20 protein-coding genes and 1 pseudogene are annotated in these 22,176 nt (G+C 66.7%); 12 read left to right on the top strand and 9 right to left on the bottom strand.

The genetic code is table 11. The features are described 5' to 3' along the window. Positions 1–192 precede the first annotated feature (192 nt). From AQ619_RS03760 to AQ619_RS03740, 5 genes are all read right to left on the bottom strand, one after another. Entirely contained in the window at positions 193–1,977 is a 1,785-nt protein-coding gene (locus AQ619_RS03760; RefSeq protein WP_062144455.1) for a DUF885 domain-containing protein, read from the bottom strand. Positions 1,978–2,254: 277 nt separating this feature from the next. Then, positions 2,255–4,192, bottom strand: a complete 1,938-nt coding sequence (locus AQ619_RS03755; RefSeq protein WP_166504316.1) for a M61 family metallopeptidase — start codon at positions 4,190–4,192, stop codon at positions 2,255–2,257. 198 nt (positions 4,193–4,390) lie between these two features. Then, on the bottom strand, positions 4,391–5,263 hold the full coding sequence (locus tag AQ619_RS03750; protein WP_062144449.1) for a hypothetical protein: 873 nt from the start codon (positions 5,261–5,263) through the stop codon (positions 4,391–4,393). 341 nt (positions 5,264–5,604) lie between these two features. After that, positions 5,605–5,871, bottom strand: a complete 267-nt coding sequence (locus tag AQ619_RS03745; RefSeq protein ID WP_062144446.1) for a hypothetical protein — start codon at positions 5,869–5,871, stop codon at positions 5,605–5,607. A 140-nt stretch (positions 5,872–6,011) separates the two neighbouring features. Further along, complete coding sequence (locus tag AQ619_RS03740) at positions 6,012–7,514, bottom strand: methyl-accepting chemotaxis protein (protein WP_062144443.1); 1,503 nt, start codon at positions 7,512–7,514, stop codon at positions 6,012–6,014. Positions 7,515–7,837: 323 nt separating this feature from the next. Here AQ619_RS03740 and AQ619_RS03735 point away from each other — a divergent pair, with 323 nt between their 5' ends. The 6 genes from AQ619_RS03735 (at position 7,838) to AQ619_RS03710 (ending at position 12,845) form a co-directional block, all read left to right on the top strand. Next, complete coding sequence (locus AQ619_RS03735) at positions 7,838–8,218, top strand: PAS domain-containing protein (RefSeq protein WP_062144441.1); 381 nt, start codon at positions 7,838–7,840, stop codon at positions 8,216–8,218. A 161-nt stretch (positions 8,219–8,379) separates the two neighbouring features. After that, entirely contained in the window at positions 8,380–9,009 is a 630-nt protein-coding gene (locus AQ619_RS03730; RefSeq protein ID WP_062144439.1) for a PepSY-associated TM helix domain-containing protein, read from the top strand. 9 nt (positions 9,010–9,018) lie between these two features. Continuing rightward, positions 9,019–9,540 (top strand): DUF2271 domain-containing protein, encoded by a 522-nt coding sequence (locus AQ619_RS03725; RefSeq protein WP_062144436.1) that lies wholly within the window; start codon positions 9,019–9,021, stop codon positions 9,538–9,540. 12 nt (positions 9,541–9,552) lie between these two features. Further along, positions 9,553–10,428, top strand: coding sequence for a DUF4198 domain-containing protein (locus AQ619_RS03720; protein WP_062144432.1), 876 nt, complete (start codon positions 9,553–9,555; stop codon positions 10,426–10,428). 60 nt (positions 10,429–10,488) lie between these two features. Next, entirely contained in the window at positions 10,489–11,481 is a 993-nt protein-coding gene (locus AQ619_RS03715; protein ID WP_062144429.1) for an FAD:protein FMN transferase, read from the top strand. Continuing rightward, positions 11,478–12,845 (top strand): sulfite reductase subunit alpha, encoded by a 1,368-nt coding sequence (locus AQ619_RS03710; RefSeq protein WP_062144426.1) that lies wholly within the window; start codon positions 11,478–11,480, stop codon positions 12,843–12,845. The genes AQ619_RS03715 and AQ619_RS03710 overlap by 4 nt, the downstream gene beginning before the upstream one ends. A gap of 9 nt (positions 12,846–12,854) precedes the next feature. Here AQ619_RS03710 and mobA read toward each other — a convergent pair whose 3' ends face one another. Next, on the bottom strand, positions 12,855–13,385 hold the full coding sequence (gene mobA / locus AQ619_RS03705) for a molybdenum cofactor guanylyltransferase (protein ID WP_062144423.1): 531 nt from the start codon (positions 13,383–13,385) through the stop codon (positions 12,855–12,857). 110 nt (positions 13,386–13,495) lie between these two features. On the opposite strand from mobA, the gene AQ619_RS03700 reads away from it, so the two are divergent. The 4 genes from AQ619_RS03700 to xylB all read left to right on the top strand — a co-directional run bounded on the left by AQ619_RS03700 (position 13,496) and on the right by xylB (position 18,056). Further along, complete coding sequence (locus AQ619_RS03700; protein ID WP_062144420.1) at positions 13,496–14,551, top strand: LacI family DNA-binding transcriptional regulator; 1,056 nt, start codon at positions 13,496–13,498, stop codon at positions 14,549–14,551. A 137-nt stretch (positions 14,552–14,688) separates the two neighbouring features. Beyond that, positions 14,689–15,843 (top strand): fumarylacetoacetate hydrolase family protein, encoded by a 1,155-nt coding sequence (locus AQ619_RS03695; protein WP_062144418.1) that lies wholly within the window; start codon positions 14,689–14,691, stop codon positions 15,841–15,843. A gap of 21 nt (positions 15,844–15,864) precedes the next feature. Continuing rightward, positions 15,865–17,301, top strand: a complete 1,437-nt coding sequence (locus AQ619_RS03690; RefSeq protein ID WP_062144415.1) for an aldehyde dehydrogenase family protein — start codon at positions 15,865–15,867, stop codon at positions 17,299–17,301. Positions 17,302–17,306: 5 nt separating this feature from the next. Then, a complete protein-coding gene (gene xylB / locus AQ619_RS03685; RefSeq protein WP_062144413.1) occupies positions 17,307–18,056 on the top strand; it encodes a D-xylose 1-dehydrogenase in 750 nt (249 codons plus the stop codon). A gap of 41 nt (positions 18,057–18,097) precedes the next feature. Here xylB and AQ619_RS19305 read toward each other — a convergent pair. Continuing rightward, positions 18,098–18,220, bottom strand: a pseudogene (locus AQ619_RS19305) (hypothetical protein); the annotation flags it as partial. On the opposite strand from AQ619_RS19305, the gene xylC reads away from it, so the two are divergent. Then, the gene (xylC, locus tag AQ619_RS03680; protein WP_062144410.1) at positions 18,219–19,094 is read left to right on the top strand and encodes a D-xylonolactone lactonase; all 876 of its coding nucleotides are present in this window, start codon (positions 18,219–18,221) and stop codon (positions 19,092–19,094) included. The pseudogene AQ619_RS19305 and the gene xylC sit on opposite strands and share 2 nt — an antisense overlap. Continuing rightward, the gene (gene xylD / locus AQ619_RS03675) at positions 19,048–20,862 is read left to right on the top strand and encodes a xylonate dehydratase XylD (RefSeq protein WP_062144407.1); all 1,815 of its coding nucleotides are present in this window, start codon (positions 19,048–19,050) and stop codon (positions 20,860–20,862) included. The genes xylC and xylD overlap by 47 nt, the downstream gene beginning before the upstream one ends. Positions 20,863–20,907: 45 nt before the next feature. Here xylD and AQ619_RS03670 read toward each other — a convergent pair whose 3' ends face one another. Then, positions 20,908–21,552 carry a hypothetical protein gene (locus AQ619_RS03670; protein WP_062144404.1) on the bottom strand — a complete coding sequence of 215 codons (645 nt, stop codon included), beginning with the start codon at positions 21,550–21,552 and terminating at the stop codon, positions 20,908–20,910. Positions 21,553–21,583: 31 nt separating this feature from the next. Next, complete coding sequence (locus tag AQ619_RS03665; protein ID WP_062144401.1) at positions 21,584–21,991, bottom strand: DUF1330 domain-containing protein; 408 nt, start codon at positions 21,989–21,991, stop codon at positions 21,584–21,586. Positions 21,992–22,176 lie beyond the last annotated feature (185 nt).

Here is a 22,176-nt window from a genome sequence, read left to right as displayed (position 1 = left end):
TCAGACCACTCAAGAAAAGAATGGTACCGGTCTCATTTGTCTCAACCCTCTCCCGGAGGGAGAGGGAGGGGCCCGCGCAAAGCGTGGGAGGGTGAGGGGTTACGCCCTCAACCGGAGTGCCGGCACGACGTCAGGCGCCGTAACCCCTCGCCTCCCCACCTCTCCCTCTGGGCGGGGATCAGGAATACGGCTTCAACCCGCCCAACCGTCGAGCACCCGGTCCAGCACCGTCAGCGGCACCGGCCCGACCAGCAGGCCCGCATCGTGGAAGCGGCGGATGTCGAACTTCGCCCCCAGACGCGCCTTGGTGCGCTCGCGGGCCTTGGCCCAGACCGTGTGGCCCACCTTGTAGGAACAGGCCTGGCCCGGATTGGCGCAGTAGCGTTCAACCTCGCTGGTGATCCGGCCCTCCGGCTCGCCACCGGTCTCCATCATGTAGGCGATGGCCTTTTCGCGGCTCCAGCCCTTGGTGTGAATGCCGGTGTCGACCACGCAGCGGGCCGCGCGGAACAGCCGGGCCTGGTACATGCCCAGCAGGCCCAGCTCATCGTTTTCATAGACGCCCATTTCCATGGCCACCTGCTCGGCATAGAGCGCCCAGCCTTCGGTATTGGCCGAGAAGCCCATGTTCTGGCGCAGGCGCGGCAGGGTGCTTTCCGCCACCAGGGCCAGCTGGAAGTGATGGCCCGGCGCGGCCTCGTGATAGGTCAGGGTCGGCAGGGACCAGCGCGGACGATCGGCCGTGTCACGCAGATTGATGTAGAAGGCCCCCGGCCGCGAGCCGTCCAGGGCCGGCCGCTCATAATAGCCGCCCGCCGCACCGGCCTCGGTATAGGCCGGGATGCGCCGCACCTCGACCGGGGTCTTGGGCGTGACCCCGAACCACTGGGGCAGCTTGGGGGCCAGATCCGCGATCAGCTGGTTGCAATAGGCCAGCATCTGGGCCCGGCCCTCGTCGGTATTGGGATAGGTCTGGGTCGGGTCGGTGTTCAGCGAGGCCACCCGCGCCCCGACGCTGCCCTGGGTCAGGCCGCGTTTCTTCAGGATCGCGTCCATCTTGGCGCTGATCTCGGCCCCCTCCTCCAGTCCGAGGCGGTGGACCTGGTCAGCGGTCATGTCGGTGGTGGTGTAGATCTTCAGCAGGGCCGCATAATAGGCGTCGCCGTCCTTCAGGCGATTGAGGCCAGCGTCGTGGGTGGCCTTGGCGCGGGCGGCCTTCAACACTTCGATCTGGCGGTCGAGGGCCGGATGCACGGTCCCGGCCAGCAGGGCGCTCGCCTTGCCTTCATAGTCGCCATAGGGCTTGCCGCGACGGGTCAGGGAGGCGACCAGCACGTTCTTGTCGGCCGGCAGGGCCCGGAACTTGCCGAGCTGGGCAATGGCCTTGTCGAGCATGAAGTCGGCCGGGATCACGCCCTTGGCGGCATCGGCAGCGAAGCGCTCGCTTTCCTGGTCCAGCACGGTGGCGAAGGCGGCCATGCGGGCCAGATAGGTCTCGGCATCGGCGGCCGACTCGATCTTGTGCTTGGTATCCAGAAAGCTCGGTGTCGAGGAATAGGCCCCGTAATACTGGGTCAGGACATAGGGCCGGCTGACCGCGCCATAGTCGAAGACTCCGGCCCTGGCGCGGCTTTCGTACTGGAACAGGGCCGTGTCATAGTTGACGGCGTCATCGCCGCTCAGGGCCTTGCGGTCGATGGCCTTCAGCCGCTTCACCCGCTGGCCGGGCTGGGCCCGGTCCTTGATCCAGCCCGAGATCGAGCGATCGCCGAGCTTGCTGCGCGCTCCGGCATGGGCACCGGTGTCCAGACCCAGATTGGTGGCCTGTTCGGGACTGTCGGTCAGGTCTTCGTCAAAGAAGGCGTCAAACAGCTTGTAGAGCTCTGCCCTGGCCTCAGCCGCATGGGCCGGAAGGCCGGTGGCCAGAGCGGTTGCGGCCGCCCCCATCATGACCTGGCGACGATCGAACTGCGACATCCATTGCCCCTGAGACTGAAACATCCTGCCCGCCGAGACGCTGGGCGGGCGCAAATCAGTCACCCGGCCGGGGGGCGTCGTCAAGGCGGCTCAGGGCCTGCCGAGCGGCCAAGAAAAAGGGCCCGCCTGGGCAAGACGGACCCTTCGACTTTGGAGATCGTTCGAGGTGGAGGACCTGAACAACCAGACCCTACTCCCAACCTTTGCGCGAAACACCGTCCCATATTGTCGCGGGGGACGGAATTGCGCGCAACGCCCCTGAAGGCGCCGTATTCGCCTATTTTCGCGCCGCCAGGATGTCATCGAGGCGAGCCGGCGTGCCGGCGATCCGATCCAGGCGCGGATAGCGCAGGCCGCCACGCCAGTCGATCTTGACCATCCGATAGCGGTCGCCGTCCTTGATCAGCAGCTCGACCAGCGCCCCGTCCGGCTTGGCGGCCGCCTTGATCGCGTCCTTCAGCTTGTCGGCGTCATAGGTCTCGCCATTGACCGCCACGAGGGTCACGCCCTGGGTCAGGCCCGCCTTGAAGGCCGGACCGCCCCACTGCACCTCGGACACCAGGCCGGCGGCCGCCACGGTCAGACCCAGGGAATAGGCTAGGTTGGTGGTCCGGCCGCGGGTCTCGGAGCCCTTGAAGTAGTCGGTCGGGGTCTCGGTATAGATCAGCCGGTAACCGCCACGGGTCAGGCCATCCAGAGGGGCCCTTTCCGACAGGCCCTCGATCCGGGTCTTCAGGAAGCCGGTCCAGTCGTGGGCGACAACCTCGTTCAGGGTCGCGGCCACATCCTCGAAGGTATAGGTGCGCGGCACAAAGGAGCCGTTGTCGACGCCGAAGAAGGCCTTGGCGAAGTCATCGAGCGACTTCTTGCCGCCGGTCTTCTCCCGGATCAGCGTATCGGCGTCGAGCCAGACCAGCAGGCCCTCGGAATAGTAGTCCTCGCTGCGCTGGTAGCTTACCCAGGACAGTGGCCGGCGGTTGGCGATGATCGGGTCATTGGTGGTGTCGGCCACACTGCGCCAGTCGCGACCCCGACGGTTGTCAAAGAGCGCTGCGGTCATGGCCAGGGAATCGAGGCCCTGCTGCTTGGTCAGCAAGTTGGAGCGCGACGACAGCACATTGCCCCAGTACTGGGTCTGACCCTCATAGACCCACATCAGGCTGTCGCGCATGGGCTCGTTCAGGGTCGGGGTCCACAGATCGGCCCCGCGGCGGAACTTGCCGTTCCAGGAATGGGTGAACTCGTGCGGCAGCAGTTCGCGGCCGACATAGGTCTTGTCCCACTCGGTGAAATATTTGGGCGCGACGCGGTTCTCGCTGGAGCGGTGATGCTCCAGGCCGATACCGCCCAACTGGTCGGACAGGGCGACCAGGAAGTCATAGCGGTCAAAATGGTAGGAGCCGAACAGCTTGTAGGCCTGCTGGACGAGATCCTTGTGGGCCTGGATCTGCTCGGGCTTGTACTCCAGCAGTTCGGGCTTGTCGGCCACCATGTTCAGGCGCACCGGGGCCGGGCCGGTCGGATCGAGATCGACCGACTTGAAGTAGCGGCCGGCGAACATCGGCGAGTCGACCAGGGTCTCGAACGGCGTGACCTTGAAGGTCGTGACCTGACCCTCGGTTTTGGCGACCTCGAGGGCCGAGGCGAACTTGAAGCCCTCGGGCAGCTTGACGCTGGCCTCGACCGGGATCTGGCGGGTGTAATAGCCGGCCGGATAGAAGCCCATCTGCAGCCATTGCAGGTTCAGCATGTCGGGCGTCATCACCACCCGGCCCACGCGGGTCTCGACCGGCGACAGGAACTGGTAGCTGAGCTCCAGCTCCGAAACGCCTTCGGGCACCTCGACATGGAAGGCGAAGACCTGCACCGGATCGCGCGTCCAGGCCAGGCGCTGGCCCTTGGCGGTGATCACCAGACCGGCCAGCTTGTCGATGTCATTGCGCGGCGAGTGGCCGCCCGGAACCCACTGCGGATAGAAGATCGTGAACTTGCCGGGCTTGGCCACCGGGATGGTCTGGCGGATGTCGAAGATCTTGCGGGCGAGATCGGTGGCGTCGACCGACAGTTTCAGGGTGCCGGGATAGGGAATGTCCTGGGCGGCGGCGATGGCCGGGGTCGGGGCCGAAGGCTGCGGCAGGGTCTGGGCGACGACGGTCGTGGCGGCCAGGGCCATCAGCGAAACGGAAAAGAACAAGGCTCTCACAAAACACCCCAAGGCCAACCGCGAGCGTGCGCCTCGCGTTCAAGAGGCGGGATGTTTCACCTCATAAACGACACTTGTCGAGAGGTCGGATTGCGGTGAGCGGCGGCCGGGAAAGGCACCGGCACAGCTATTCACCCCGCAGTCCCGGCTTACGGCTGTGGCGGCATCCTGTTCCCTTGCCAAGCCTGCGCTGGCGGGCTCGCCCGGCGATCAGTCCGTGAACCACATGGCGGCGAAGCGCGCCTCGCCATTGACGTCGTAGGCGGCAATGTCCGCGAGCCGTGACGCCGGCGAAAGGGTCTTGGCCATTTGCACATCGGCAAGGGTCAGATTGAACCGCGCGTCCTGAGGCGGCGTCTGCGTCTTTGTCCAGATCGCCGCGAAGCGCGGGGCCAATCCACCGGCGTAAGCACTGACCTGATGAAGCCCATAACCCCTTTCGGTCATGTAGCTTGAGGCCGCACTGTACCTTCGGCTGGTCAGATCGTGGCGGGCGGAAAAGGGCGTCGCGCTGTCAGCTTCGAAGATCGCCGCGAACAGGATTTCGCCGCGCACCGTGAAGCCGCTCACCTGTCGAGGCTGATAGCCACGGGCAACCAGATCATTGAATGTGTTCTGGTACTGAGACACCGTCATGTCATGGCGGGCCTCAAAGGCCGGGCCACGGACCTTTTCCCAGAGGGCGGCGTAGCGGGTCTCACCACCCTTGTCGTAGCCACAGACCCTCACAAGGCGAAACCCCTGCTCCAGAAACCGAACGAAAGCAGCCTGATAGGCTGAGGACGTCAGATCATGGCGCGCCTCCCAGGCGCGCCCATCGGTTTCAGTAAAGATCGCCGAGAAGCGCGGCTCGCCTGCGATACTGGCGACATTGATATGCACCGGCCGCAGCCCCCTGGAGGCCATCTTGCTGACGGTAGCCTGATACTCTCCGGCCGACAGGATGAACGCAGCGTCCCCTTTCGAGGCCGCCCAGGCCGGCTTGACGCAAGCCGTGGCTCCCACCGCAAGACCTGCCGCGACAAGGCGACGACGCGTAAAGCCAAAAGCGGTACCAGGGTCTGTGTCGTTGTGCTGATACATCCAGAATCCCTTTCGGTTCAGCTAGACACTACAGTTGAGCAGAGATTTTCAAACCCGTTCATTCCGCTGGCCTTGAATGATGTTCGGAAACCGGGGGCTGTCAGAGCAAGCCTATTTCAATTTCCGGAACGGACCGGACCCGAGCTTCAAACTTGCGGGTTTAAGGTGGATTACGGCGGACTAAGGTGACCGTGCACTTGATTACGCTTCGGCTTGCGCCCCCCGCTTGGCGGGACTGAGCGAGCGTTCTGGACCGCATTCCGTCAATTCGTGCACTGTCACCTTAAACTCGGGCCCAGGCTGACCTGGTTCAGAATGGCCCTGAATTCACGTGTGAAGGCTCAGTATTCCTGTTGTTTGATACTGATCTTCCGAAAAATGACTTGCTGGTCAAAGACATCCTGAGGCGAGCAATGCGTATTGAGGTGATCGTTGAGTTCGTTAAGACATATCGGGACGGCGCGCAGAGTTAGTATTATTTGGATCTCGCCGGCCGTCACCGGCTCGCCCAGGACTTGAACCGCCGAGATTATCTCGATCAGATCCTCAGGGACCGGATGATAGATCTCGCCAGGCTTGGCAGGGCGGGGGAACTGAACGACGGCCATTTTGCAGGCTCCTGAAGGCGGACACCTATGCGGCCAGGCGCGCCTCGGCCGGCATCAGGGCAGAGACCCGCAGGCCGCCGAGCATCCGCCCCTCCAGGGGGATGATGGCGTCGACGAAACGGATGTCGGGCGCGACCATTCTAGAAATCTTCCCAGGCGCTTGAGGCCGCACCACCCCCGACAGCCTTCAAGAGCCTGGGGCGATCTTCAGCCAGCGCGCCACGGCCCGGGGTATACTGATCGGCGACAGCGGGTTGTCGTGTTGCAGCGCTCCGCCCATTGCCGCCGAGCTGGAACCTTCCGACGTGACGGGCCAGTTGTTGCGCTTCGGACTGCAGACTGGCGGCGGCGGCTGTCGCCTCCTCCACCATGGCGGCGTTCTGCTGGGTGACCTGATCCATCTGGTTGACCGCGCTGTTCACCTGGTTCAGGCCGGTGGCCTGCTCCTGAGACGACAAGGCGATTTCGGAGATCAGGGAGTCGATTTCGGCAACCCTGGCCACAATGTCCGTCAGGGCGGTCCCGGTCTCTCCGACCAGTTTCACGCCCTTGCCCACCTGGGCGGTCGAAGCCGAGATCAGCGCCTTGATTTCCTTGGCGGCCTCGGCCGAGCGTTGGGCCAGGGCTCTGACCTCCTGTGCGACGACAGCAAAGCCCCGGCCTGCCTCGCCGGCGCGGGCCGCTTCGACGCCGGCGTTGAGCGCCAGCAGGTTCGTCTGGAAAGCGATCTCATCGATCACCCCGATGATTTGCGTGATCTTTCCGGAGCTCTGCTCGATCTCGCCCATGGCCAGGATCGCTTCGCGCACAACCTCACCGGACGCTTCGGCACCGGCCTTGGCCGAGCTTGCCGCCGAGGACGCCTTCGTGGTGCCTTCAGCGCTGCGCTTGACAGTGGCGGTGATCTCGTCGAGCGCCGCAGCGGTTTCCTCCAGGCTGGCGGCCTGTTGTTCGGTACGTCGTGAGAGGTCGTCGGAGGCTGAGGCGATCTCGTCAGATCCGCCACGCATGGATTCGGACGAAACGGCGATCGCGCTCAAGGCCTCACGCAGCGAGGTGACGGCCTTGTTGAAGTCGGTCTTGATCGCCAGGTAAGCGCCCTTGAAATCGGCGTCGATCTGGCAAGTCAGGTCGCCTTCGCAGAGGCTTTGCAAACTGACAGCCAGCCTGGAAACGACTTCGCTTTGCTCTTCCGCGCTTTTCACGCGCTCGAACTCGACCTGCTGGAACGCCAGCTCGGCCTTGGTGATATCAACGGCCAGCTTGATCACCTTGTAGGCCTTGCCCGTCTCATTGAGCACCGGATTATAGGACGCCTGCAGCCAGACCTCGCGGCCTCCATTGGCCATGCGCCTGAACTTTCTGGCGACAAAGGCACCATTGTTCAGGTCCTGCCAGAACGCCCGATAGTCAGGGTGGTTCGCATCAGCCGGATCCATGAACATGCTGTGGTGGCAGCCCTGGATCTCAGCCAGGCTATATCCCTTCGCCGTCAGGAAGTTGTTGTTCGCTGTGATGATTGTGCCGTCGAGATTGAACTCGATGACTGCTTGAGACCGGTCGATGGCGGACAGCTTGTGCTCAAGCTCGGTCAACTTTTCAGAGGAAGCTTTGCGAATTTTCTCTCCGTCAAAAAATCCCATGTCGGTCTCCTCGATCCTGCGGAGATGGAGGAAAGAGCCGCAAATCCTAACAACAATTAAACATGAAATTCTCCCGCCCCCCCCCCGCAACGTTAACCTGTAGTTGCGTTTGAATTATTTGAAAATTTTCAGCCGATTAATTTTGAATGAATAAAACAATGGCCTGAAATTGCAGGGCCGCACGCAACGGGAAGTCTGCACATAACAATGACTTGCGAGGTTTCAAAATTCATTGCCAGTTCATTAATTTGAGAGCACATTGATCTCCTGGCCAAAGAGCCCCCATCTTGTGATGGTCGTCGCCCTGGGGCGTACGAGGCAACATGTCGCACCCGGCAATGCTGATCACGGATGCCGGTTTGGGGCCCGCGGGCCCCACCATCAGGTGGGTGAACCCCGAATTCGAGAAAATGACCGGCTACGATGCGTCGGAGCTGATCGGGCGCAAACCCTCGATGCTGCAGGGCGAGAAGACATCCAAGGCTGCGCTCGCTGTGCTGCGCCGAGCGATAAGAGCGGGCGTTACGCACCGGACCGTACTGGTCAATTACCGCAAGAATGGCGAACCCTATCTCTGCGATATCGAAATCCGTCCGATCTTCGATGATGTCGGCAAGGTGCTCTGCTTTCTGGCGATCGAGTCCGAAACGCATCGCAAACGGGGCAGGCCTCCCGGGCGCTTGAAGTTATCGAGTGGGCCCTAGCCCGGGCCACACCCGCTCTCCTGCTGCAAGTTTTCGACACCGGGCGGGGGCTTTCCTGTCTTCCCGAAACCCGGCGGCCAAGCCACAAATCCCCGCTTGATATTGAAAGTCGTTCTCAAGTATGGACAGGAACCGTTCCTGCCCAGGGTTTCTGTCGCCTCGTGTCGTCCGCCACCGCCCAGCATCGCCGCTCGTTCTGGCTGAAGCAGCTGCACCAGTGGCACTGGATCAGCGCGGCCCTGAGCCTGATCGGCATGCTGCTGTTCTCGATCACCGGCATTACCCTGAACCATGCGGGCCAGATCGAGGCCGAGCCCGTCGTGGTCAGCCGCAAGGCCACCCTGCCGGCCGATCTGGTCTCTGACCTGGCCCGGGGTCCGGTCGAGGGCAAGCGCCCCCTGCCCCTGAAGCTGCAGCACTGGCTGGACAAGGCGGTCGGGACCGACATCGCCGGCCGCGAGGCCGAGTGGTCGGAGGCGGAGGTCTATGTCGCCCTCGCCCGTCCTGGCGGCGATGCCTGGCTGTCGATCGACCGCGAGACCGGGGCCGTCGAGCACGAAAAGACCACGCGCGGCGCGATCAGCCTGCTCAATGACCTGCACAAGGGCCGCAATACCGGCGAGGCCTGGTCGTGGTTCATCGACATCTTCGCGGCCGCGACCATCGTGTTCACGCTCACCGGCCTGATCCTGCTGCAGTTCCATGCCCGGGCCCGCCCCCTGACCTGGCCCTTGGTCGCCGCCGGCCTGGCCGCGCCGGTCATTCTCGTCATCCTGTTTGTCCACCTCTGAGGTGAAGCGTTGAAGCCTTCCGTCTCCCTGCTGACCTTTGCCGGCGCCGCCGTCGGGGCCGCCGCCACACCCGCCCTGGCCGCCGACCTCAATGTGACCGTCGAGATCCCCCGCCTGTCGGTGGCCGAGTATCACCGGCCCTATGTGTCCATCTGGATCGAGAACCCCGACGCCACCGCCGCCGGGACCCTCGCCGTCTGGTATGATCCCGACACCAAGGAAGACCACGGCACCAAGTGGCTGAAGGATATGCGCCAGTGGTGGCGCAAGGCCGGCCGCGAGATGACCTTCCCCGCCGACGGCGTCAGCGGCGCCACCCGCGCGCCCGGCCCGCAGAAGCTGGTGTTCAGCGGCACAAGGGGCGCGCTGAAGACCCTCAAGCCCGGTTCGTACAATCTGGTGGTCGAGGCCGCCCGCGAGGTCGGCGGCCATGAGGCCGTCCGCGTGCCCTTCGTCTGGGGCAAGCCGGGCAAGCCGGCTTCAGCCAAGGGCGCGGCCGAGCTCGGCGCCGTCACCGTCTCCGTCAAGTAAGCGAGAACCCCGATGTCCCTGAAGACCCGCCTCCTCGCCGTCGCGGCCGCCGGCCTCGCCCTGGCCCTGCCGCTGTCGGCCAGCGCCCACCGCGCCTGGATGGTGCCCTCGTTCACCGTGCTGTCGGGCGACGGCTCGTGGGTGACGGTGGATGCCGCCATCTCCAACACGCTGTTCTTTCCCGACCACAGGGCCATGCGCATCGACGGCGTGGTGGCGATCGCCCCCGACGGCACGATCCAGAAGCTGCAGAACGCTTCGACGGGTCAGTACCGCTCGGTGTTCGACGTGCAGCTGAACCAGGCCGGCACTTGGAAGATCGTCACGGCCTCCAACACCGTCACGGCTAGCTGGACCGAGGCGGGCGAGATCAAGCGTTTCCGCGGCACCGCCGACGACTTCGCCAAGGCGGTCCCGGCCGGCGCCACCGACCTGAAGACCATCAGGGGCAGCAATCGCAATGAGACCTTCGTCTCGCGCGACAAGCCCAGCACCGAGGTCTTCAAGCCGACCGGCAAGGGCCTGGAGCTGGTGCCGGTGACCCATCCGACCGACATCGTCGCCAGCGAGCCTGCGACCGTCAAATTCCTGCTCGACGGCAAGCCGGCCGCCGGTCTGGAGATCACCCTGGTGCCCGGCGGGTCACGCTGGCGCGCCACCCCGGGTGACATCAAGGTCAAGACCGGCCCGGACGGTGCCGTGACCTTTACCCTGCCGGACGCCGGCATGTACTGGCTGAACGCCACGGCCCGGGGTGGCGAAAGCGTGCCGCGCGGTCAGGCCGGCGGCATGGGCGCGGCCCCCGCCGCCCCGGCCCCGGCGACGGCCCTGGCCGGCGACGGATTCTCGGCCAGCTACACCGCCGTGATCGAAGCCCAGCGGCCCTGAGGCCCTGGCCCTTCCCTCTCAGCGGGGGAAGGGCCGGTTTCGATCCAGAATCGCTCCGTCTTGACCCGCGTCCTCGTCCCCCGGCTCACAGAGCCCCCGGCCCGCCCGCTCGGCGGTGTGGTCCACGCCCTGGCGGGCGAGACCATGGGCACGACCTGGTCTGCCAGACTGTTGGCCCAGCCCGGTGCCGATCTTGCGGGTCTGACCGCCATGGTCCAGCGGGCCCTGGACGCCGTGGTGGCCCAGATGAGTCCGTGGGAGCCCCTGTCGGACCTGTCGCGCTACAACCGCAGCGCCGCCGGGACCTGGACCACCCTGCCGGCGGGCATGGCCACCGTCCTGCGCCGGGCCCTGGCCATTGCCGAGGCCTCGAACGGGGCCTTCGACCCCACCCTGGGGGCCCTGACCGACCTGTGGGGCTTTGGTCCCCTCCCCTTCGACGGCGCGCCGCCTTCACCGGCCGAGACCGGGACGGCGCGCGAGGCCAGCGGCTGGCGGCAACTGGTCCTGGACGGCGACGCCCTGTTGCAGCCCGGCGGCCTGCAACTCGATCTCAATGGCATTGCCAAGGGCTTCGGCGTCGACCAGGCCGCCGCCGCCCTGGCGCGGGCCGGAGTGAAATCCTGCCTGGTCGAGGTGGGCGGCGAACTACGCGGGATCGGTGCCAAGCCCGACGGCCAGCCCTGGTGGGTCGAGCTGGAACGCCCTCCGGCCAGCCAGGACGGTCCGCAGACCGTGGTCGCCCTGCATGGCCTGGCCGTAGCGACCTCGGGCGACTATCGCCGCTATTTCGACCATGGTGACCGCCGCTATGCCCACACCCTGGATCCGGCCACCGGCGCGCCCGCCGACCGGGGCGTGGTCAGTGTCACGGTCCTGGCCGAAACCTGCATGGACGCCGATGCCTGGGCCACGGCCCTGACGGTGATGGGGCCCGAAACCGCCCTGGCCTTTGCCACCGACCACGACCTCGCCGCCCTGATCATCCGCCGCGCCGGCGCCGGTCTTGAGGAACAGCTTTCACCCGCCCTGGCGGCCATGCTCGACCCATGATCGAGGCCCTGGATCCGCAAACCCGCCGCGTCCTTGCCGCAGCGCTGGTGGCCCTGGCCTGGCTGGCCCTGTGCGCCCTGATCGCAGGCCGCGAGGTCCTGCGCCGGCGGGCCCGGCTCCGCGCGGTGGCCGACCTGGCACGCGGCACGGGGGAACCGGTCTTGGTCGCCTTTGCCAGCCAGACCGGTTTTGCCGAGGACCTAGCCCAGGCCACGGCCACGGCCCTGACCGCCAGCGGCACGCCGGTTACCCTGCGCGACCTGTCAGAGGTCACGGCCGCCGACCTGACGGCGGCGCGGCGGGCCCTCTTTGTGGTCAGCACCACCGGCGAGGGCGACGCCCCCGATCCGGCCCGGGCCTTCATCCGCGACGTGATCGGCACCCGGCCCGACCTCTCGGGCCTGAAGCATGGCGTTCTGGCCCTCGGCGATTCCAGCTACGCCCAGTATTGCGCCTTTGGCCGCAGCCTCGACGGATGGCTGACCGATTGCGGGGCCCAGCCCCTGTTCGACCGGGTCGAGGTGGATGACGGCGACCCAGCGGCCCTGCAGACCTGGCGCGAGCGACTGGCCGCCTTGACCGGCCAGGGCGAGGCTGTGGCCTGGACGGAACCGGCCCATGGCGCATGGCGTCTGGCCGGGCGCCGCCATCTCAATCCCGGCAGTCCGGGCGGCGAGGCCTGGTCCGTGCGGCTGGAACCGGTTGAGGGACCGGTCGACTGGTCGGCCGGCGACCTCTTCGAACTGGTGACCGAGACGGGCGATGCGACCCGGGACTATTCGATCGCGTCCGTGCCCGAAGATGGCGGGGTCGAGCTGATCGTCAGGCTGGTCCAGACCGAAGACGGCCGACTGGGTCTGGGCTCGGGCTGGCTTTGCCGGCTGGCCCCCGAAGGCGGGATCTTGCAGGGCCGGGTCCGGACCAACCGCAGCTTCCATGCCCCCGATGGCGACGCCCCCCTGATCCTGATCGGGGCCGGCACCGGCCTCGCCGGCCTGCGCGCCCATATCAAGGCCCGCGCCGCCCAGGGCCGCCATCGCAACTGGCTGCTGTTCGGCGAACGCACCCTCGCCCACGACTATCTCCATCGCGAGGAGCTCGAGGCCTGGACCGCGTCCGGAGTCCTGCAGCGGCTGGATCTGGCCTTCTCCCGCGATCAGGCGGAGCGGATCTATGTCCAGGACCGGCTGCGGGCCGCTGCGCATGAGGTTCGCGCCTCGGTGGCCGAAGGGGCGACAGTCCTGGTCTGCGGAGCGCTGGAGGGCATGTCGCAGGATGTCCATGCGGCCCTTACCGACATTCTGGGCGCACCGGCCCTGGACGCCCTGGCCGAGGCGGGGCGCTATCGACGCGACGTCTACTAGGCCGCCGCCCTAGGGCCGCAACAGCCCCGCCCGCTCCTCTGGCGTATTGGCCCCGCGCAATCGGGCCTGGGCCCCGATCGGCACCGGCAGGATGGTCAGACTCGCCCTTTCGACCAGTCGCCGCAGGGGCCAGCCGGCTTCTGCCTCGGCCGGCAGGGCCTCAAGGCTCAGGGCCATGGGCAGGGGCAGGCCTTCGAAGGCTGCACCCGGACTCTGTGCCGCTAGCAGGGGAGCGAGATCCTCCGGCGTGAGGGTCGGGGCATCCACGGCCAGGACCAGGGCCCGGGCCAGCCCGACACTGGCCAATGCCGCCGCCCCCGCCAGGACGCCGCCTACCGGTCCGGCCCCCGGTTGCGGATCCGGCACGAAGGACAGGCCGTGATCGGCACCGACGGTCAGGACCTGCCCTGCGCCCACAGCCTGGGCCAGGGCGGCCAGCAGGTCCACGGCCCGCGCTCCGCCCCAGTCCTGCGACGCCTTGTCGACGCCCATGCGACGTGAGCCGCCGCCAGTCAGGATCAGGGCACCAAAGGATGTCATGGCCCTCCCTACCGCCTTCTTCCCAGGCCCGGAAAGCCCCCTCCTCCGCCCCGCTTTCACTCCGGCCACGAACCGGTCTAGTCTCCTCGGCCAAACGGACAGGACCCTGCATGAGAGAGCCGACGGAACGTCAGAGGCGTCGCACGACCCAGAGCGCGACCATCCGCGATGTCGCGGCGCGCGCCGGCGTGTCGCCGATGACCGTCTCGCGGGTGATCAACCGTGAGACCACCGTCAAGGAAGAGACCCGGGCCCTGGTCGAGAAGGCCATCACCGACCTGAACTACGCGCCCAATCCGGCGGCCCGCAGCCTGGCCGGCTCGGCCCCGTTCCGGATCGGCCTGCTCTATGACAATCCCTCGACCGGCTATCTGTCGGAGTTCCTGGTCGGAGCCCTCGACGAAAGCAGCCGGACCGGTGCCCAGGTGGTGATCGAGAAATGCGCCGAGCCGGAACTGGCCGGGGCCACCCTGACCCGGCTGCTGCGCACCGGGGTCGACGGCCTGATCCTGCCACCCCCGCTGTGCGAGTCGCCCCAGGTCCTGGCCGAGGTGAAAGCCTCGGGGGCCGCTGCGGTTGGCGTCGCGCCGGGCATGACCAGTCCCGACATGGCCACGATCCGCATCGACAACGAGGCCGCCGCCTTTGAACTGGCCCAGCACCTGCTCGGTCTGGGTCACAGACGCTTTGGCATCATCAAGGGCCATCCCAATCAGACGGTCAGCCAGCAGCGCCTGGACGGCTTCATGACCGCCCTCAAGGCCGCCGGCATTCCGCAGGAGGCTGTTCGGGTCGAGCAGGGCTATTTCACCTATCGTTCCGGCCTCGAGGCCGCCGATCGGCTTCTGGCTAGTGACGAGCGACCGACCGCCATCTTTGCCGCCAATGACGACATGGCGGCGGCCACGGCCGGCCTCGCCCACCGCCTGGGCCTGGATGTGCCTGGCGACCTCTCCATCGTCGGCTTCGATGACACCTCGATCGCCGCCAATATCTGGCCGGCCCTGACCACGGTGCACCAGCCCATCGCCGCCATGGCCCGCGCGGCCGTCGACCTGGTGCTGGAGGAAATCCGCCGCAAGCGCGACGGTGCGGGCGAGCCCCGCCAGCTGATGCATCCCCATACGCTGATCGTGCGGGATTCCACCGGACCCGCCCCGAAGTAATTCGCCCTCACCCTGAGGGAGAGGGTCATATGCGGTTGCATGGCCCCACATGTTAGCGCTAACAAGTGTTCGGGTAATGACGAGCGCAGCCCCCAGGGTTTGGTGAGGCCCAGACGCTCGAACGGGGAGACGACGCCGTGGGCCTGACTCAGAGCCTTCCAGAAGACTGGCAGGACGCGACCCTGCTGGGCCGCATCGACTTCGGCGACGGTCCGACGCCCGTGCTGGTGCGCGGCGGTCGAGTTGAGGATCTGTCGAAGATCGCCCCGACGGTCGCCGACCTGATGAATGCCTTCGGGCCCGGCACGGCGATTCCCTGTGGCGAAGACCGGGGGCCGCTGGAGGCCCTCGACCTGCGCCCGGTCTGGGAGGACCCCACCGGTGAAGCCACCGCCAAGCTGCTGGCTCCCGTCGACCTGCACTGCCTCAAGGCCGCCGGCGTCACCTTTGCCGTCTCGACCCTGGAGCGGGTGATCGAGGAGCGCGCCCGCGGCGACGCAGCCGCCGCCCTGAAAATCCGCGAGCAGTTGTCCGACAGCATGGGCGGCGATCTGCGCAGCGTCGATCCGGGCTCGGAGGGCGCCGCGCGCCTGAAGCAGACCCTGATCCAGGACGGCCTGTGGTCGCAGTATCTGGAAGTGGCCATCGGTCCCGACGCCGAGATCTTCACAAAAGGTCCTACCCTGTCCTCGATGGGCTGGGGAGACCAGGTCGGCGTGCGCGCCGACAGCCACTGGAACAACCCCGAGCCGGAGGTCGTGCTGCTGTGCGACGGCTCAGGCCAGATCCGCGGCGCGGCCCTGGGCAATGACGTCAATTTGCGCGACTTCGAGGGCCGCAGCGCCCTGCTGCTCAGCAAGGCCAAGGATAACAATGCCAGCTGCGCCATCGGCCCGTTCTTCCGCCTGTTCGACGACGGCTTTAGCCTGGACGATGTCCGCTCGGCTGAGGTCGAGCTGCAGATCACCGGCCGCGACAACTTCGTCCTGAACGGCCACTCCAATATGAGCCTGATCAGCCGCGATCCCGCTGTTCTGGCCGCTCAGGCGTTCGGGAAGCAGCACCAGTATCCCGACGGCTTTGCCCTGTTCCTGGGCACCATGTTCGCCCCGATCCAGGACCGCGACACCCCCGGCCAGGGCTTCACCCACAAGGTCGGCGACCGGGTCCGCGTCTCGACCCCCAGGCTGGGCGTCCTCGAAAACGAGGTGACCACCTGCGACCAGGCCCGGCCCTGGACGTTCGGGATCAGCGCCCTGATCCGCAATCTGGCCGGCCGCGGCCTGCTCTAATCGACTTCTGAGGAGATCGGCATGACCGACACCCTGCGCCATTTCATCGGCGGCGAACGCGTCGCTTCCGAGGCTCCGACCCAGAGCCTGAATCCCTCCAACACCCACGACGTTGTGGCCCAGGTGCCCAATGGCGGTTCCGCCGAAGTCGACGCCGCCGTCGACGCCGCCAAAAAGGCCTTCCCGGCCTGGTCGGAAAGCTCGCCGGAGGTTCGCTCGGACCTGCTGGACAAGGTGGGTAGCACCATCATCGCCCGCAGCGCCGACATCGGCCGCCTGCTGGCCCGTGAAGAGGGCAAGACCCTGGCCGAAGGCATCGGCGAGACCGTCCGCGCCGGCCGGATCTTCAAGTATTTCGCCGGCGAGGCCCTGCGCCGCCACGGCCAGAACCTGGAAAGCACCCGCCCCGGCGTCGAGATCCAGACCTATCGTCAGGCTGTCGGCGTGTTCGGGCTCGTTACGCCCTGGAACTTCCCGATCGCCATCCCGGCCTGGAAGGCGGCTCCCGCCCTGGCCTTCGGCAACACCGTGGTGATCAAGCCTGCCGGCCCGACGCCCGCCACCGCCTCGGTGCTGGCTGACATCATGGCCGAATGCGGGGCTCCGGCCGGCGTGTTCAACATGCTGTTTGGCCGCGGCGCGATGGGCGATGCCCTGGTCAAGCACAAGGACGTCGACGGCGTGTCCTTCACCGGCTCGCAGGGCGTGGGGGCCCAGGTCGCGGCGGCCGCCGTGGCCCGCCAGGCCCGCGTTCAGCTGGAAATGGGCGGCAAGAACCCGCTGATCGTGCTGGACGACGCTGACCTGGAACGCGCCGTCGCCATCGCCCTGGACGGCTCGTTCTTCGCCACCGGCCAGCGCTGCACCGCCAGCTCGCGCCTGATCGTCACCGACGGCATCCACGACCGCTTCGTGGCCCTTCTGGCCGAGAAGGTCGCCGCCCTGCGGGTGGGCGACGCGCTCGACCCCAACACCCAGATCGGCCCGGCCGTCTCCGAAGACCAGATGGAGACCAGCTACCGCTATATCGACATAGCCTCCGGCGAAGGCGGCCGGATCGTCACCGGTGGTCTGCGTCTGAAGCGCGACAATCCCGGCTGGTACGTCCAGCCGACCCTGATCGCCGACACCGACCGCAACATGCGGATCAACAACGAGGAGGTCTTCGGCCCCGTCGCCTCGACCATCCGGGTCAAGGACTATGAGGAGGCCCTCGAGGTCGCCAACGGCGTCGAGTTCGGCCTGTCGGCCGGGATCGCCACCACCTCGCTGAAACATGCCCGCCACTTCCAGCGCCATGCCAAGGCCGGCATGACCATGGTCAATCTGGCCACCGCCGGCATCGACTATCACGTGCCCTTCGGCGGCTCGAAGAGCTCCAGCTACGGAGCCCGCGAACAGGGCTTCGCGGCGGTCGAGTTCTTCACCCAGACCAAAACCTCGTATTCGTGGTCGTAAGCCGCATGTCCTCAGCCATCTATCCCAGCCTGAAGGGCAAACGGGTCGTCATCACCGGTGGCGGCAGCGGCATCGGCGCGGGCCTGACCGCCGGCTTCGTCCGCCAGGGCGCGGAAGTGATCTTTCTCGACATCGTCGACGAGGATTCCACGGCCCTGGTCGCCCAGCTCTCGGACGGCGCGGCCATCGCCCCGGTCTACCGGCGCTGCGACCTGATGGACCTTGCGGCCCTGAAGGCGACCCTGGTGCAGATCGGCGACGTCGACGTGCTGGTCAACAATGCCGGCAATGACGACCGCCACACCCTGGCCGACATCACCCCCGACTACTGGGACAACCGCATTGGCGTGAACCTGCGCCACATGCTGTTCGCGGCCCAGGCGGTCGCCCCCGGCATGGCCCGGCGCGGTGGCGGGGCGATCATTAATTTCGGCTCGATCAGCTGGCACCTGGGCCTGGAAGATCTCGTGCTCTACGAAACCGCCAAGGCCGGGATCGAGGGTATGACCCGGGCCCTGGCCCGCGAGCTGGGCCCCGACGATATCCGCGTCACCTGCGTGGTGCCCGGCAACGTCAAGACCAAGCGCCAGGAGAAGTGGTACACGCCCGAGGGCGAGGCCGAGATCGTCAGGGCCCAGTGCCTGAAGGGCCGCCTGGTCCCCGACCACATCGCCTCGCTCGTACTGTTCCTGGCCTCGGACGACGCGGCCCTGTGCACGGGTCATGAGTACTGGATCGACGCCGGCTGGCGGTAGGCGACAGCGCCGGACCATCGCATTTCGCGCCCAGAATCCTTGTCATCCCGGAAGCCTCGCAGAGGCTGTCCGGGACCCAGGGGCCGGCGCAAAGCGGTTGCCCCTGGGTCCCGGCTCTGCGCTACGCTACGGCCGGGATGACAAGAATGATGGATATGGAACATGCCGACCCCCACCTGCGTCTGGGACCTGAAGGCCACCCTCGGTGAAGGCCCGATCTGGCACGGCGACGCCCTGTGGTTCGTCGACATCAAGGGCCACAAGGTCCATCGCTATGATCCGGCCAGCGGGGCGCAGCAGAGCTTCAGCGCCCCCGACCAGGTGACCTTTGTCGCGCCCATCGCCGGTGAAAGCGGCTTCATCGCCGGCCTCAAGAGCGGCCTGCACAGCTTTGATCCCGCGACCGGCGACTTTACGTTTCTGGGCGAGATCGAGCCACCGGAACTGGACAACCGTCCCAACGATTCCACCATCGATGCCGAGGGCCGGCTATGGTTCGGCACCATGCATGACGGCGAGGAAGCCGCCAGCGGTGCCCTCTATCGCCTCACCGCCGCCGGCGAGACGGTCAAGCAGGACGACGGCGTCTGCATCACCAACGGGCCGTGCGTCAGCCCCGATGGCAAGACCTTCTATCACACCGACACCCTGGCCAAGACCATCTGGGCCTATGACGTCGACGCCGATGGCGACCTGGCGAGCAAGCGCGTGCTGGCCCGCATCGATATCGACAACGCCTGGCCCGACGGTTCGGTGGTCGATTCACAAGGCTATCTGTGGACCGCCCTGTGGGGCGGTGCCTCGGTGCTGCGCATCTCGCCGGAGGGCGAGATCGTCGACCGCATCGCCCTGCCCGCTCCCAATGTCACCAAGCCGTGCTTTGGCGGCCCGCGTCTGAAGACCCTCTATTTCACCACCGCCCGCAAGGGTCTGAGCGACGAGACCCTCGCCGCCCATCCCGAAGCCGGTGGCCTGTTCGCCGTCGATGTCGATGTCGCCGGCCAGCCCCAGTACGAGGTGCGCCTTGACCTCCCCTGATCGTACACCCCGCCGGTTCCGTTCGCGCGACTGGTTCGACAATCCCGACCATATCGACATGACCGCCCTCTATCTGGAGCGGTTCATGAACTATGGGATCACGCCGGAAGAGCTGCGCAGCGGCAAGCCGATCATCGGCATCGCCCAGACCGGCAGCGACATCTCGCCGTGCAACCGCATCCATCTGGATCTGGTCACCCGGGTCCGCGACGGTATCCGCGACGCCGGCGGCATTCCGATGGAGTTCCCGGTCCATCCGATCTTCGAGAACTGCCGTCGCCCGACGGCGGCCCTGGACCGTAACCTCTCCTATCTGGGCCTCGTCGAGACCCTGCATGGCTATCCGATCGACGCGGTGGTCCTGACCACCGGCTGCGACAAGACCACCCCGGCCGGCATCATGGCCGCCACCACGGTCAATATCCCGGCCATCGTGCTGTCGGGCGGACCGATGCTGGATGGCTGGCATGACGGCGAGCTGGTCGGTTCGGGCACGGTGATCTGGCGCTCGCGTCGCAAGCTGGCGGCCGGCGAGATCAATGAGGACGAGTTCATCCAGCGCGCCGCCGACAGCGCCCCCTCGGCCGGTCACTGCAACACCATGGGCACGGCCTCGACCATGAACGCCGTGGCCGAGGCGCTGGGTCTGTCGCTGACCGGCTGCGCGGCCATCCCGGCCCCCTATCGCGAGCGCGGCCAGATGGCCTATCGCACCGGCCAGAGGATCGTCGACCTGGCCTATGAGGACATCAAGCCCAAGGACATCCTGACCCGGAAGGCCTTCGAGAACGCCATTGCCCTGGTGGCGGCGGCCGGTGGCTCGACCAATGCCCAGCCGCACATCGCCGCCATGGCGCGTCATGCCGGTCTGGAGATCACCGCCGACGACTGGCGCGCGGCCTATGACATCCCGCTGATCGTCAACATGCAGCCGGCCGGCAAGTATCTGGGCGAGCGCTTCCACCGGGCCGGCGGCGCGCCGGCCGTGCTGTGGGAGCTGCTGCAGAACGGCCGCCTGCATGGCGACGTCCTGACCGTCACGGGCAAGACCATGGCCGAGAACCTCGAGGGTCGCGAAACCCGGGACCGTGAGGTGATCTTCCCCTATGCCGAGCCCCTGGCCGAGAAGGCCGGCTTCCTTGTGCTGAAGGGCAACCTGTTCGACTTCGCGATCATGAAGTCCAGCGTCATCGGGGCCGACTTCCGGGCCCGCTATCTGAGCGATCCGGGCAAGGAAGACATCTTCGAGGCCCGGGCCATCGTGTTCGACGGCTCCGGCGACTATCACACCCGCATCAATGACCCGGCCCTGAACATCGACGAGCACTGCATCCTCGTGATCCGCGGCGCGGGTCCGATCGGCTGGCCCGGCTCGGCCGAGGTGGTCAATATGCAGCCACCGGATCACCTGCTGAAGAAGGGGATCATGAGCCTGCCCACCCTCGGCGACGGCCGCCAGTCGGGCACCGCCGACAGTCCCTCGATCCTCAATGCCTCGCCCGAAAGCGCCATCGGTGGCGGGCTGTCATGGCTGCGCACCGGCGACACCATCCGCATCGACCTCAATACCGGCCGCTGCGACGCCCTGGTGGATGAGGCGACGATCGCCGAGCGCCGCAAGGAAGGGATCCCGGCCGTCCCCGAGACCATGACCCCCTGGCAGGAGATCTACCGGGCCCATACTGGCCAGCTGGAGACGGGCGGGGTGCTGGAATTTGCGGTCAAGTACCAGGATCTGGCCGCCAAACTGCCCCGGCACAACCACTGACCTCCGTCTCCGCTCGACCGGGCAACAGCTCGGTCGAGCGGAGGCTCAGCCCGCCAAAGCTGACAGCAGCAGCCCCACCTGGGCCAGGGCCGCAAGCAGGGCCAGGACCAGGCCGACCCACAGCCGGGGTCCGGCCAGGGTCATGATCATTGGCCGCGTCGGGAAGTTGAAGGTCTGGGGCATGGCCGCGTGTTTGAAGGCGTGGGCCCCGCCAAAGCGTGGATCGCAGACCAGCTGGGCCAGGTCCCGCCGGCTGCGATAGCGGACATAGCCCATCATCGACCATTTGGGGCAGTTCTCGATCCCCCAGGTATCGACCAGTCCCCCGACCTTGCGCGCCGCCAGGGCCGGATGGCCGCCCCGCCGGAACAGGGCCGGCAGGAACATGCGGGTATAGCCTTCCATGACCTGCCGCGCGGGCTTCAGTTCGCCGGTCGCCGGATGGGCTACCGGCCCGTCGGCCATGCGGATGACGTTGAGCATGAAGAACTCGCGCCCGTCGTCCTCGGCCAGGAAGCGCTCCAGGGTCGGCAGTTCATCCGGCCCGCCGTGGCCGATGCCGGCGGCCTTCATCCGGCCGATCAGGTCGGCGACCTCGGCGGCGGACAGCGGCCCGCGCCAGTTCACATACCAGGCCAGGAACAGGGCATAGAGACCAAGGGCCACGGCCCAGACCCAGAAACTCGACATCTTGCAGACCCTCCCACTAGCCCCTCAGGCTTCAGCCCATCACAGTTTCGATCAGCACCTGGCCTTCCAGCCCGGCGTCACGATGGACGTGGATCTCGGCATAGCCCGGCGAACTGAGGATCTCGGCCATGGCCTTGAAGGACGGGTACATCATCACCGCCACCGAATCCCACGGCCCCTCGACCTCGCCGATCAGCAGGCCGCGCACCTGGGCGCTGAACACCAGCTTGCCGCCCGCTTCGGCGATCATCTTGCTGACGGCCCGACCATAGAGGGCATAGGCCTGAGCGCCGGTCAGCGTGGTCTCGCGCCCGTCGGGATAGACGGCGCGGTCGCGGAATTTCAGCAGGTTGAGCATGTAGATCGGCTGGCCGTCGTCCCGCTGAAACGCGGCGAGCTGCTGGGCCGGAGTCGGGCCATGGGCATTGGTGACCTGCATCGGAAAGCTCCGGGATCCACCGCCCGAACCGTTCCGGGCGGATAATATGACAATGAGCATGCCATTTGTTTGCAGGCCCTGTCACCCCCGAAACCTGACCGCCCGCCCTGCCCATTACGAGCGGGTTCACGGGCTGGGCGGAATCATGCTGCGACTGGCTTCAAGAGGCGGCGCGGGGATGGCCT

Origin of the sequence: Caulobacter henricii, from assembly GCF_001414055.1 — a bacterium.
In the GTDB taxonomy this organism is placed as follows: domain Bacteria; phylum Pseudomonadota; class Alphaproteobacteria; order Caulobacterales; family Caulobacteraceae; genus Caulobacter; species Caulobacter henricii.
This window is presented reverse-complemented; position numbering and strand designations above follow the sequence as displayed.

Coding starts and splice junctions, on each gene's coding strand:
- AQ619_RS03760 (WP_062144455.1), bottom strand. CDS start 1,977: ATGTCGCAGTTCGATCGTCGCCAGGTCATGATGGGGGCGGCCGCAACC.
- AQ619_RS03750 (WP_062144449.1), bottom strand. CDS start 5,263: ATGTATCAGCACAACGACACAGACCCTGGTACCGCTTTTGGCTTTACG.
- AQ619_RS03745 (WP_062144446.1), bottom strand. CDS start 5,871: ATGGCCGTCGTTCAGTTCCCCCGCCCTGCCAAGCCTGGCGAGATCTAT.
- AQ619_RS03740 (WP_062144443.1), bottom strand. CDS start 7,514: ATGGGATTTTTTGACGGAGAGAAAATTCGCAAAGCTTCCTCTGAAAAG.
- AQ619_RS03735 (WP_062144441.1), top strand. CDS start 7,838: ATGTCGCACCCGGCAATGCTGATCACGGATGCCGGTTTGGGGCCCGCG.
- AQ619_RS03720 (WP_062144432.1), top strand. CDS start 9,553: ATGTCCCTGAAGACCCGCCTCCTCGCCGTCGCGGCCGCCGGCCTCGCC.
- AQ619_RS03710 (WP_062144426.1), top strand. CDS start 11,478: ATGATCGAGGCCCTGGATCCGCAAACCCGCCGCGTCCTTGCCGCAGCG.
- mobA (WP_062144423.1), bottom strand. CDS start 13,385: ATGACATCCTTTGGTGCCCTGATCCTGACTGGCGGCGGCTCACGTCGC.
- AQ619_RS03700 (WP_062144420.1), top strand. CDS start 13,496: ATGAGAGAGCCGACGGAACGTCAGAGGCGTCGCACGACCCAGAGCGCG.
- AQ619_RS03690 (WP_062144415.1), top strand. CDS start 15,865: ATGACCGACACCCTGCGCCATTTCATCGGCGGCGAACGCGTCGCTTCC.
- xylB (WP_062144413.1), top strand. CDS start 17,307: ATGTCCTCAGCCATCTATCCCAGCCTGAAGGGCAAACGGGTCGTCATC.
- xylC (WP_062144410.1), top strand. CDS start 18,219: ATGCCGACCCCCACCTGCGTCTGGGACCTGAAGGCCACCCTCGGTGAA.
- xylD (WP_062144407.1), top strand. CDS start 19,048: ATGTCGCCGGCCAGCCCCAGTACGAGGTGCGCCTTGACCTCCCCTGAT.
- AQ619_RS03670 (WP_062144404.1), bottom strand. CDS start 21,552: ATGTCGAGTTTCTGGGTCTGGGCCGTGGCCCTTGGTCTCTATGCCCTG.
- AQ619_RS03665 (WP_062144401.1), bottom strand. CDS start 21,991: ATGCAGGTCACCAATGCCCATGGCCCGACTCCGGCCCAGCAGCTCGCC.